The 12,214-nt window shown below is 61.2% G+C and carries 12 protein-coding genes; 1 reads left to right on the forward strand and 11 read right to left on the reverse strand.

Going from position 1 to position 12,214, the window contains the following annotated elements; translation table 11 throughout:
• Positions 1–51: 51 nt before the first annotated feature.
• On the reverse strand, positions 52–588 hold the full coding sequence (locus I9188_RS08505; protein WP_209505046.1) for an invasion associated locus B family protein: 537 nt from the start codon (positions 586–588) through the stop codon (positions 52–54).
• Positions 589–767: 179 nt separating this feature from the next.
• Between I9188_RS08505 and I9188_RS08510 the strand changes: the two genes are divergently transcribed.
• The gene (locus I9188_RS08510; RefSeq protein WP_209505047.1) at positions 768–1,766 is read left to right on the forward strand and encodes an asparaginase; all 999 of its coding nucleotides are present in this window, start codon (positions 768–770) and stop codon (positions 1,764–1,766) included.
• A gap of 5 nt (positions 1,767–1,771) precedes the next feature.
• Here the strand turns inward: I9188_RS08510 and I9188_RS08515 are convergent, their stop codons facing one another.
• The 10 genes from I9188_RS08515 to gcvT form a co-directional block, all read right to left on the reverse strand.
• Positions 1,772–2,092 (reverse strand): YciI family protein, encoded by a 321-nt coding sequence (locus I9188_RS08515; protein ID WP_209505048.1) that lies wholly within the window; start codon positions 2,090–2,092, stop codon positions 1,772–1,774.
• 22 nt (positions 2,093–2,114) lie between these two features.
• Complete coding sequence (locus I9188_RS08520; RefSeq protein ID WP_209505049.1) at positions 2,115–2,543, reverse strand: SRPBCC domain-containing protein; 429 nt, start codon at positions 2,541–2,543, stop codon at positions 2,115–2,117.
• On the reverse strand, positions 2,531–2,860 hold the full coding sequence (locus I9188_RS08525; protein ID WP_209505050.1) for a metalloregulator ArsR/SmtB family transcription factor: 330 nt from the start codon (positions 2,858–2,860) through the stop codon (positions 2,531–2,533). Before I9188_RS08525 ends, I9188_RS08520 begins: the two co-directional genes overlap by 13 nt.
• 41 nt (positions 2,861–2,901) lie before the next feature.
• Positions 2,902–3,780 carry a phosphoserine phosphatase SerB gene (serB, locus tag I9188_RS08530; protein ID WP_209505051.1) on the reverse strand — a complete coding sequence of 293 codons (879 nt, stop codon included), beginning with the start codon at positions 3,778–3,780 and terminating at the stop codon, positions 2,902–2,904.
• 35 nt (positions 3,781–3,815) lie between these two features.
• A complete protein-coding gene (locus tag I9188_RS08535) occupies positions 3,816–4,544 on the reverse strand; it encodes a metallophosphoesterase family protein (RefSeq protein ID WP_209505052.1) in 729 nt (242 codons plus the stop codon).
• A gap of 121 nt (positions 4,545–4,665) precedes the next feature.
• Positions 4,666–6,261, reverse strand: a complete 1,596-nt coding sequence (serA, locus tag I9188_RS08540; RefSeq protein ID WP_209505053.1) for a phosphoglycerate dehydrogenase — start codon at positions 6,259–6,261, stop codon at positions 4,666–4,668.
• A 96-nt stretch (positions 6,262–6,357) separates the two neighbouring features.
• The gene (locus I9188_RS08545) at positions 6,358–7,512 is read right to left on the reverse strand and encodes a phosphoserine transaminase (RefSeq protein ID WP_209505054.1); all 1,155 of its coding nucleotides are present in this window, start codon (positions 7,510–7,512) and stop codon (positions 6,358–6,360) included.
• A gap of 196 nt (positions 7,513–7,708) precedes the next feature.
• Positions 7,709–10,564, reverse strand: coding sequence for an aminomethyl-transferring glycine dehydrogenase (gcvP, locus tag I9188_RS08550; protein WP_209505055.1), 2,856 nt, complete (start codon positions 10,562–10,564; stop codon positions 7,709–7,711).
• A gap of 115 nt (positions 10,565–10,679) precedes the next feature.
• On the reverse strand, positions 10,680–11,045 hold the full coding sequence (gene gcvH / locus I9188_RS08555; protein ID WP_209505056.1) for a glycine cleavage system protein GcvH: 366 nt from the start codon (positions 11,043–11,045) through the stop codon (positions 10,680–10,682).
• Positions 11,046–11,062: 17 nt separating this feature from the next.
• Entirely contained in the window at positions 11,063–12,157 is a 1,095-nt protein-coding gene (gcvT, locus tag I9188_RS08560; RefSeq protein WP_209505057.1) for a glycine cleavage system aminomethyltransferase GcvT, read from the reverse strand.
• Positions 12,158–12,214: the final 57 nt, after the last annotated feature.

Raw genomic sequence — 12,214 nt, forward strand, 5'->3', positions numbered from 1 at the left:
AATCAAAAAAAGCCCCGCCAAAGACGGGACCATTTGCTTAGGTCGGGGTGCTTACTTGGTGCAGCGCTTTTCGGCGTCTTCGATTGCTGCGGTAAAGCCCAGCAGCGAGAAGGTGTCCTTGGTTTGCGTGCCGCGTTCGGACCGGGCGGTCAGAACAGCCTCGGTTCCGCGTTTCAGCGCGGTGACGATCTTGGCGTCATCTGCATCTGATGCGGGCCAGGCCCACTCACCTTCGGTGAACAGCTCAAACTCGGACCCGTCGACATTCAGGTTCACCGTCGATCCCGGTGCAAACGGATAGCCGCCGGTAAAGGTCACTTGTCCTTTGACCTCGGCATTGGGGCGATAGAACACAAACAACAGGATGTCGCTGCGCCGCACGGATACGACGCGCCCGCCCCGGGTGTTCACGGTTTCCTTGGGGGCCGAAACGCTCCAGCATTCGGTGGGATCATCTTCGACAAAAACGCTCCAGTCCGTTTTTGCAGCAACCCGGTTTGTGCTTGTCGCCTGTTGGGCGAGTGCAGACGTTGCGGCGATGCCTGCCACACACAGGCCCGCAATCGTACGAACGAGCATTGATCCCATTTGTCCAGCCTCCTAGCTCGACCGATACCTCAAATCCATCGGACATGGCTGCGAACCCTTCCGGCCCGTCTATTCCGTTGCGCATTCCGATGATTGCCGACATACACACACTAACGCAGGTTTCGCCACAGGCGAAAGGGCGATTGGCAGATTTTTGCGCATAAATTTCGGAGGTCCTGATGACGCAGCCCGTAGCAATGACAGAACTGTGGCGCGGCAACTTGCTGGAAAGCCTGCATCTGGGCCACGCGGTCATCTGCGACGACACCGGCCAGATCGTGCGCAGCTGGGGCGACCCGCAGGCGGTTATCTATCCGCGCTCATCCGCCAAGATGATTCAGGCGCTTCCGCTGGTCACGTCTGGAGCCGCGGCAAAATACGGATTGAACAGCGAACATCTTGCGCTGGCCTGCGCGTCACACAACGGGGCCGCGATCCATACCGACCGCGTGACGGCGTGGCTTGATCATCTGGGGCTGAGCGAGCACGACTTGCGCTGCGGGCCACAGGAGCCAGCGGACACTGCCGCGCGGGATCGGCTGATTCTGGCGGATGACACCCCGTGCCAGATCCACAACAACTGTTCCGGCAAGCATTGTGGTTTCCTGACACTGGGTCAGCATATGGGCGCAGGGCCGGAATATCTGGAAATCGATCACCCGGTGCAGCAGGCCTGCCTGTCTGCCATCGAAGAAACGTCAGGCGAAACCAGCCCCGGTTATGGTATTGACGGCTGTTCCGCCCCGAATTTCGCCGTGTCCCTGTCCGGGCTGGCCCGGTCGATGGCGTGGTTCGCCAGCGCCTCGGATCGGTCCGACCGTTCCAGCGAGGCAGCGGTTCAGTTGGTGGCGGCCATGGTGAAACACCCGGAACTGGTCGCCGGTGAGACCCGTGCCTGCACCGAACTGATGCGCGCCATGAACGGACGCGCCGCCATCAAGACCGGGGCCGAGGCGGTGTTTGTAGCCATCATCCCGGAAAAACGCATGGGCGTTGCGTTGAAGATCACCGATGGCACCACGCGGGCCAGCGAATGTGCCATCGCCGCCATTCTGGTGAGCCTTGGTGTGCTGGAGGCCGATCACCCGGCCACCCGCAAATTCATGAACGCCACGCAATACAGCCGCCGGGGGCTGGAATGCGGCGTGATCAAACCTGCGCCGGGTTTCCCCGGCTAAGGCCCCTACATCTCGATCTCGTGCACCTCGGCCACTTCAACCGAGCCCGAGCCGTTGACAACCATCGGACAGCCCTTGGCCATCTCGGTCGCGGCGTCGATGCTGTCGGCCTTGATCACGGTAAAGCCCGAGGCCGGGTTTGCACCGCCATTGTCGACAACCCCGCTGCTGCTGACCGTATAGGATTGTCCGACCGGGTTGCCGGGGATTTCCAACGCTTCGGCCATACCCTGAAACCATGCGCCCCAAGCGGCCATGGTCGCCTCAATTTCGGCGGGGTCGGTCGGGGTGTGTCCCCCGTGATAAACAAACAAATATTGGGGCATATCGCTCCTCCCTGATGAAACCTTATTTGCACTTCGCTTCGAGTTTGCGCAGCGAAGATGTCCAGCCCTGTTTGTGGTTCGCGGCTGCTTCGGCATCGGCCAGTTCGCGGTGGTCCAAAACCAGACGTGACCCCGTGCCTGTCGCTGTGACTGTGAAGGTGACGTGGCTTTCGGCCCCGCGCTGATCCTGATCGTCATGCCAGCCCCAGGTAAACCCCACCGAGTTTGGCGGGTCGACATGCGTGACGTGGCCCGAGACCTTGTATTGCTGGCCCTCGCTGTTTTCCATGACCGAATACCACGGGCCGGTGCGCGAGAAATCCAGATTGTGTTCAGGCACGTGCATCCCTTCGGGCCCCCACCATTGCAACAACCGGCTGCCGTCGCTGATCCATGCGAACAGGTCTTCTGGGCTGACGGGGAAGTCCCGTTCCAGTTTCAGGTCGGCCATGAATTCTCCCTTTCGATGATATCACTGAGGCGATCGAGGCTGCTCTCCCAGAATTGTCGTTTGGAGATGGTCCAGTCGGCAATCATCCGCAGCCCGTCGGACCGGATGGAGTACATCCGTTGTGTGCCCCGCACACGCTGCTGAACCAACCCTGCCTCGCGCAGCACCTTGAGGTGTCGCGAGATTGCAGCGCCGGATATTCCACGCCCTTCGATCAGGTCACCAGCGGGCAGTTCGCCCTGCTCCATCAACTGCTCGACAATCGAGAACCGGGTGGCATCAGACAAAGCGGAAAAGGTGGTCAGAAGCGTGCTCATGACCTCTATTTAACACAAATGTTAAATAATGGAAAGCCCTGTCAGGATTCGGCAAAATCCGCGCGACTGTACCCTTGCAGGTAAAGCAGTGCCGTCAGGTCGCCGTGATTCACCCGCACGTCGCATTTTGCGGCCACCGACGGCTTGGCATGAAGCGCAACCCCGGTTCCGGCCCGCCCCAGCATGCCCAGATCATTGGCCCCGTCGCCCACGGCGATCACGTCACTTTCGGACAGGCCAAGGCGTGTCGAGATCTGTTCAAGCGCTTCGATCTTGGCCTGACGTCCCAGAATAGGACGCGCCACATCGCCCGTCAGTTTGCCATCTGAGGCCAGCAGAGTGTTGGCGCGGTTTTCATCGAACCCCAGCAGTTCTGCCACCCGCGCGGTGAAGGCGGTAAAGCCACCGGACACCAGTGCAGCATAGGCACCGTTGGCCCGCATTGTTGCCAGCAACACCTGTCCGCCGGGCATCAGGGTGATCCGTTCGCGCAGGACTTTGCCAATGACGCTTTCATCCAGATCCTTCAGCAGACCAACCCGTTCGATCAGAGCACCCTCGAAATCCAGCTCTCCGTTCATGGCGCGGGCTGTGATGTCCTTGACCCTTTCGCCGACGCCAGCCTCATCCGCCAGTTCGTCAATGCATTCCTGCTGGATCATGGTGCTGTCCATATCGGCCAGCAGCATCTTTTTGCGCCGCCCAGCCGCAGGCTGTACAATCAGGTCCACGCCCATGCCTTGCAAGTCTGCCCAAACGTCCCAGCGATTGGCGGGCATGTCGCGCAGGTCAAACTCGACCGCCTCGTCCGGGCTGAGCCACAGGACATCCCCACCGCCCCACGCGTTGCGCAGCGATTCTGGCAAGGCGCGGTCCAGTGAGGGTGCAGCCGGGTTGGTCAGCAAAGTGGCGACGTACATATTCCAATCTCCAGTGTCATACCCATGCGGAACGGTCAGGGCGTCAATGGTGTTCGACCTTGTTCGGTCAGTTCCCAGCAATTCTGTCCCTCGAATACGGCGACGCCCGTCGGGCGTCCGTACCCGGCCCCCGTGTCCAGATTGATCCGGTTGCCATAATGCGTCGCCTGATCCACAGGCGTGTGTCCATGAACGATCAGTTTGGGATGCGGGCCTTGGTAGTCGTGGAAGTCCTGTCTGATCCAGATCAGATCACTTGCCTGCTGTTCATTCAGCGGCACACCCGGACGGATACCCGCATGAACAAAGGCAATCTCGGGCGTCTGATGCATCGCCACCAGATCGCGCAGAAAGGTCAGGTGCGATTTCGGCACGGCTGCCTGTGCCATCCGGTGCAGGTTTTCAAGGCGGATCTGACCTTCGAATTCCACCCCATAGCTGCGCAGGGTTTCGACCCCGCCCAACCTGTCATGCAGCCAGTGGTATCCCACCAACAAATGCGGATCGTGGCGCGGCGTGTCCTCCATGAACCAGGCAAACATGCGATCGTGATTGCCCAGCAGAGTGATCCAGTTCCGACCCGCATCACGCCCGGCAATCAGGCGTTCGATCAGCCCGCGACTGTCAGGGCCGCGGTCAACGTAGTCACCCAGAAACACGATCTGAGCATCGGGGCCGCCGTCGCTTTGGATCAGGGACAGCGCGCGCTCCAGCTCAGCCACCTGCCCGTGCAGATCACCAATAACATAGATTGGCTGCGTCATAGACGGCCTCCGGCGGTAAAGTTCAGCTTGCTTGTGCCTCAGATCATGGTTTGAGAGAACAAAGGACCCGGATATTCGCATAACCGGGTCCTGAACTGTTCCTCAAACTCAACAGCCCCGATCAGGCGACGTCGAATTCCAGTGGCTTGATCTGTGTGAACAGGCCTGTTTCGGCAAGCTTCGCCCGCGCTTCGGCCGGGACCGGTTCGTCGACATAGAGCAATGCAATCGCTTCGCCTCCGGCCTCAGCGCGGCCGAGGGTAAAGTTGGCGATATTGACGTTGCTCTCACCCATGGTCTGACCCAGCGTGCCGATGATGCCTGGCACGTCTTCGTTGGTGGTGTACAGCATATGAGCGCCGACCTCGGCATCGATGTTGATGCCCTTGATCTGGATAAAGCGCGGCTTGCCATCGCTGAACACGGTGCCGGCGATCGACCGTTCACGCTTGTCCGTTACGACTGTGACCTTGATATAGCCATCAAAAACACCCGACTTGTCCTGATTGGTGGTCGAGATTTTGATCCCGCGTTCTTTCGCGACCACAGGGGCCGAGACCATGTTCACCTCGGGGTTGAACTTTTTCATGATCCCTGCGACCACGGAACAATTCAGCGCAGCCAGATTCATTTCAGAAGCCACACCGTCATAGAGGATGTTGATCGCCTTGACCGGCTCGTCCGTCATCTGGCCGATGAAGCTGCCCAGATGACCTGCCAGCTTGATCCACGGCCCCATCAGCTTGGCTTCTTCCGCAGTCACGCTGGGCATGTTCAGCGCGTTCTCGACCGCGCCTGTCAGCAGGTAGTTCGAAATCTGTTCAGCCACCTGCAAGGCCACGTTCTCCTGCGCCTCGGTCGTCGCCGCACCCAGATGGGGCGTGCAGACCACGTTGGGCAGGTTGAACAACGCGTTGTCCTTGGCGGGTTCCTCGCTGAACACGTCAAAGGCCGCTCCGGCAACATGGCCGGATTGCAGCATCTCGGCCAGAGCCACTTCATCCACCAAACCGCCACGGGCACAGTTGATGATCCGTACACCCTTTTTGGTTTTGGCCAGATTTTCGCGGCTCAGGATGTTGCGGGTTTGATCCGTCAGCGGCACATGCAGGGTGATGAAATCGGCGCGCGCCAGCAGTTCGTCCAGTTCGACCTTTTCGACACCCATCTTGGAGGCTTTCTCTTCGCCCAGATAAGGATCATAAGCGATGACTTTCATCTTCAGGCCCAAAGCACGTTCGCACACGATGCCACCAATGTTACCGGCACCGATCACGCCCAGTGTCTTGTTGGTCAGCTCGATCCCCATGAACTTGGACTTTTCCCACTTGCCCGCATGGGTCGAGGTGCTGGCCTCGGGGATCTGCCGCGCCACGGCGAACATCATCGCGATGGCGTGTTCGGCGGTGGTGATCATGTTGCCGAAGGGCGTGTTCATCACGATCACACCTTTTTTCGAGGCCGCCTCTTTGTCGACATTGTCGGTGCCGATCCCGGCGCGGCCGATGACCTTCAGCCTGTCGGCTTTTTCCAGCAGGGTCGGTGTGACCTTGGTGGCCGAACGGATGGCAAGACCATCATATTGACCGATCACCTCGGCCAGCTTGTCTTTGTCCTTGCCCAGATCGGGCATGAAATCCACGTCGATGCCACGGTCGCGGAAAATTTGCACTGCGGTTTCGCTGAGCTTGTCGGATACCAGTACTTTGGGAGCCATTTTGCTTGGTCCTTTGAATTCTTCAGGGGGTGGCGGGCTGACGCCCGCCCTATATCGGTGATGGGGTAGGCCGGGCTTCAGCCCGGCACATAAAACTCAGGCAGCCTGCGCCTGCGCTTTGATCTCGGTCGCAAAGGCCCAGGCCAGCCAGGGCAGCATCGCCTCGATATCCGAGGTTTCAACCGTACCGCCGCACCAGATGCGCAGACCTGCTGGCGCGTCGCGATAGGCGCCGATATCCAGCGCGATATTCTCGATCTCAAGCCGCTTGGCGACTGCCTTGGCAAAGGCTGCACCGTCCTGAATACGCGCATCGGTGAACTTCAGGCAGACCGAAGTGTTCGACCGTGTCGCCTCATCCTCGGCCAGGTTTGCGATCCAGCTGTTCTGGTCGCAGAACGCGTGTACCGCACCCGCATTGGCATCGGCCCGCGCGATCAGCCCCTGCAATCCGCCCACCGAGCGCGCCCAGTCCAGCGCAAACAGATAATCTTCAACCGCCAGCATTGACGGTGTGTTGATCGTTGCCCCGGTAAAGATGCCCTCGATCAGCTTGCCGCCCTTGGTCAGGCGGAAAATCTTGGGCAGCGGCCATGCGGGGGTATAGCTTTCCAGCCGTTCAACAGCACGCGGGCTGAGGATCAGCATCCCGTGGGCTGCTTCGCCGCCCAGCACTTTCTGCCAGCTGAAGGTCGTTACATCCAGCTTGTCCCAGGGCAGATCCATCGCAAAGGCCGCCGAGGTTGCATCACAGATCGTCAGGCCCTGGCGATCATCCGCAATCCAGTCGCCATTGGGCACCCGAACACCCGAGGTGGTGCCGTTCCACGTAAAGACCACGTCATTTGCGAAATCGACCGAGGCCAGATCAACGATCTGCCCGTAATCCGCGGTTTTCACCTCGGCGTCGATTTTCAACTGCTTGACCACATCGGTCACCCAGCCGGACCCAAAGCTTTCCCAGGCCAGCATCTCGACCTTGCGCGCACCCAGCAAAGACCACAGCGCCATTTCAACCGCGCCAGTGTCCGAGGCGGGAACGATGCCAACGCGGTAATCCGCCGGAATGCCCAGAATCTCGCGCGTGCCTTCGATGGCCGCCTTCAGCTTGTCCTTGCCGACAGCGGCGCGGTGCGACCGGCCCAATGCGGCATCGGCCAGTTTTGTCAGGTCAAATGTGGGGGGTTTGGCACAGGGGCCCGAAGAAAAGCGCGGATTGGCCGGCCGCGTCGCCGGTTGTTCGATCGTCATGTGTATTACCCTTCCAGATACACGCCCCTCGTTGGGGAGGGGTGTCCCACGGACAGACCTAGGGGGCCTTCGCACCTGCAGCAAGCGGAAAAGACGCTTTACCGGGTAAAAACGACATCTGAAACGGGCACAAATCAGAACACGCGTTTCCGATTGGCGAAAAACCCCGCCGATGTTTCGGCGGGGTTTGTTTGTGTTACTCAGCGGCGTCTTCGTATGCGTCCATTGGTGGGCATGTGCAGACGAGGTTTCGGTCGCCGTATGCGTTGTCGACGCGGTTGACGGGGGACCAGTATTTGTCGACGCCCATGGATCCCGGCGGGAAGCAGGCCTGTTCGCGGGTGTAGGGGCGGTCCCAGTCGCCGACCAGATCGCGCACTGTGTGGGGGGCGTTTTTCAGCGGGTTGTTTTCCGCGTCGATCTTGCCGTCGATGATGTCCTGCGCTTCCGAGCGGATCGAGAGCATGGCGTCGCAGAAGCGGTCGAGCTCGTCCTTGGGTTCGGATTCGGTGGGCTCGACCATCAGGGTTCCGGCCACCGGCCAGCTCATCGTGGGCGCGTGGAAGCCTGAATCGACCAGACGTTTGGCCACATCGTCGACGGTGACATGCGCCGCCTCGTCCAGCGGCCTTGTGTCGAGGATGCATTCATGTGCCACCCGGCCCGTTTCCGATGTGTAGAGGATCGGATAGGCGTCCTTCAGCCGCGCCGCGATGTAGTTGGCGTTCAGGATCGCCACTTTCGTGGCCTGCGTCAGCCCCGCGCCGCCCATCAGCAGCACATAGGCCCATGAGACGGGAAGGATCGAGGGCGAGCCGAAGGGGGCCGCCGAGACCGGACCCACGGCGGTGCCGTATTCCGGGTGGCCCGGCAGGTGCTCGGCCAGATGCGCCTTGACGCCGATCGGACCCATGCCGGGGCCGCCACCGCCATGCGGGATGCAGAAGGTCTTGTGCAGGTTCAGGTGGCTGACATCGCCGCCAATGTCACCGGGACGCGCCAGGCCGACCATGGCGTTCATGTTGGCGCCGTCGATATAGACCTGACCGCCATGCTCATGGGTGATTTGGCAGACCTCCTGCACGGTGGTCTCGAACACGCCATGGGTCGAGGGGTAGGTGATCATGCAGGCGGCCAGATGGTCCGAATGCTTTTCCGCCTTTTCGCGGAAATCATTCAGATCGATATTGCCCTTGGCATCCGATTTCACCGGCACAACCTGCCAGCCCACCATCTGCGCCGAGGCCGGGTTGGTACCATGGGCCGAGGTCGGGATCAGGCAGACATTGCGCTGCCCTTCGCCGCGGGCGAAGTGATAGTTGCGGATGGTCAGAAGACCCGCATATTCGCCCTGCGCGCCCGAGTTGGGCTGCTGGGAGATCGCGTCATAGCCGGTGATCTGGCACAGCTTGTCGTTCAGATCCGCAATCATCTCGTGATAGCCCCGCGCCTGATCTTCGGGCACGAAGGGATGCAGGTTGCCGAACTCGGGCCAGGTGACCGGGATCATCTCGATCGTGGCGTTCAGCTTCATGGTGCACGAGCCCAGCGGGATCATCGCCCGGTCCAGCGCCAGGTCGCGGTCGGCCAGACGGCGCATATAGCGGGTGATCTCGGCCTCGGCCCGGTTCTTGTGGAAGATCGGGTGGGTCAGGTACGCGCTTTCGCGCAGCGCGTAATCCGGCAGGCGGTATTGCTTGTTCGAGCTGTCATCCTTGCGGTCAATGCCAAAGGCACCCCAGACCGCCTCGATGGTTTCGGGGCGGGTCTGTTCGTCCAGGCTGATGCCCACGCGGGTCTCGCCGACCTTGCGCAGGTTGACGCCGCGGGCCACGGCGGCCTCCATCACCACGTTCTGCAGATGGCCGACCTCGACCGTGATGGTGTCGAAGAACACTTCGGGTTCAACCGCAAAGCCCGCCTCTTCCAGACCGGCGGCCAGGCGCGAGGTCTTGCGGTGCACCGACTGCGCAATCGCCTTGATGCCGTCGGGTCCGTGATAGACCGCATACATCGAGGCAATGACGGCCAGCAGCGCCTGCGCGGTGCAGACGTTCGAGTTCGCCTTTTCACGGCGGATGTGCTGCTCGCGGGTTTGCAGCGCCAGGCGGTAGGCCTTGTTGCCGCGGCTGTCGATGCTGACCCCGATGATCCGCCCCGGCATCGAGCGCTTCAGCTTGTCGGTGGTCGCCATATACGCGGCGTGCGGGCCGCCATAACCCATCGGCACGCCAAAGCGCTGGGTCGAGCCGATGGCGATATCCGCGCCCATCTCGCCGGGGGATTTCAGCAGCGCCAGCGACAGGATGTCGGCGGCGACCACAGCGATGGCGTTATGTTCATGCAGCGCCGCGATCTCGTTCGTGAAGTCGCGTACATGGCCATGGGTGCCCGGATACTGGAAGATCGCGCCAAAGACGGCACCTGCATCCAGCTGATCGGGATCGCCCACCTGCACGTCGATGCCCAAGGGTTCGGCGCGGGTTTTGATGACCGCGATGGTCTGCGGGTGACAGTTGCGATCCACGAAGAAGGCCGCGTTATTGGCTTTGGACCGGCCGCCGCGCTTGGCCATTGCCATGGCTTCTGCCGCAGCCGTGGCTTCGTCCAGCAGGGACGCGTTGGCCACATCGAGCCCGGTCAGGTCGCTGACCATGGTCTGGAAGTTCAGCAGCGCCTCGAGCCGGCCCTGGCTGATCTCGGGCTGATAGGGCGTGTAGGCCGTGTACCAGGCCGGGTTTTCCAGGATGTTGCGCAGGATCGGTGCAGGCGTGGTGGTGCCGTAATAGCCCTGACCGATCAGCGAGGTCAGAACCTTGTTCTTGCCCGCCACCTGTTTCATGTGGAAAAGCGCATCGCGTTCCGTCATCGCCGGGCCCCAGTCCAGCGGTTCCTTCTGCCGGATCGCGGGCGGGACGGTGGCGTCGATCAGCTGGTCCAGCGTCTTGAAGCCGATCACCTGCAGCATGTCGCGCATCTCGGTCGGGCTGGGCCCGATATGGCGGCGATTGGCGAAGTCATAGGCTTCGTAGTCGGTCAGTTTGAAGGCCATTGCAGCGCTCCTCAAGGATAGGTCAGGTCCGGCGGAGACGGCAGGAGCCTCCGGCGGGAGTATTTGGAAAAAGATGAAGCGGGGAGCCCCGATCTCTGGGGGCTCCGGGCCGGATTCAGCCGATGAAGGCCTTGTAGCCGGCTTCGTCCATCAGATCTTCCAGCTGCGCGGCATCGGCGATCTTGATCTTGTAGATCCAGGCCTCGCCCTCGGGGTCGTCGTTCAGCGCGCCGGGGTTGTCGGCCAGCGCCTCGTTCACTTCCGTAATCTCACCATCAACCGGCGCGTAAAGCTCGGAGGCGGCCTTGACGGATTCGATCACGCCGATCTCGCCATCCTTCTCGAACTCGTCGCCCACCTCCTGCTGCTCGACAAAGACCACCTCACCCAGCTGCTCGGCCGCGTGTTTGGTGATGCCCAGCGTGGCCGTGTCGCCGTCGACCGCCAGCCATTCATGCTCTTCGGAATAATAGGTTGCCATGTCTCTCTCTCCTGACTTCAACGCTTGTAATTCTGTTTGACAAAGGGCAGCGCCACAATCTGCGCCGGTTGCGCCTTGCCCCGGATGATCAGGTTGACCTTCTCGCCCGGCTCGCCATGGCCCGCGGACACATAGCCCATCGCAACCGGGCCGCCGACCGTGGGGCCAAAGCTGCCCGAGGTGATCTGACCGATGGTATTGCCCTCAAGGCATTGCACTTCCACGCCCTGACGCGCGGGGGCGCGGCCGTCAGGCTTGATGCCCACCAGCTTGCGCGCAGGCCCCTCGGCCAGTTCGCGCTGCACACGTTCCGCACCCGGAAAGCCGCCTTCTTCCTTACGGCGCTTCTGCATCGCCCAGCCAAGGCTGGCCTCGACCGGCGAGGTCGTCTGGTCGATGTCATTGCCGTACAGGCACAGCCCGGCTTCAAGCCGCAGGCTGTCGCGCGCGCCCAGACCTGCCGGTTCGCAATCCTCATGCGCCAGGAACGCCCGGGTGATCTCGATCGCCTTGTCCTCGGGGATCGAGATCTCATACCCGTCCTCGCCCGTGTATCCCAGCCGCGAGATGCGGCATTCGACACCCAGGATGTCGGCAATCGTGGTTTCCATGAACTTAAGATCGCGCGCCGCAGGGCAGAGCGCGCCTACCACATCTTCGGCCTTGGGACCTTGCACCGCGACCAGCGCGCGGTCGAAAATCTCGGTCACTTCGACGCCGTCCAGATTGGCGCGCATATGCGGAATGTCCTGATGGCGCAGCGCCGCGTTCACCACCACAAAGTAATGATCCCCCGCGTTCGACACGATCAAATCGTCCATGATCCCGCCTTCGGCATTGGTGAAGAACCCGTACCGCGCCTTGCCTTCCTTCAGCGTCGCATAAGCCTGCGGACACAGTGCTTCCAGCTTCTCGCCCACATTCTCGCCCCGCAATATCACCTGACCCATATGCGACACATCAAACAACGCCGCCTTCTCGCGGCACTGCTTATGCTCGCCCATGATCCCCAGCGGATACTGAACTGGCATCTCCCACCCGGCAAAATCAACCATCTTGCCGCCCAACTCAACGTGAAGCCCATACAACGGCGTGCGTCTAATCTCGGTCATCTTGGATACCTTTTCGTATCTATCGGTTTCGAACGCATTCCCGTCAGTCTGCCCCAC

Source organism: Ruegeria sp. HKCCSA071 (assembly GCF_017872555.1).
In the GTDB taxonomy this organism is placed as follows: Bacteria; Pseudomonadota; Alphaproteobacteria; order Rhodobacterales; family Rhodobacteraceae; genus Ruegeria.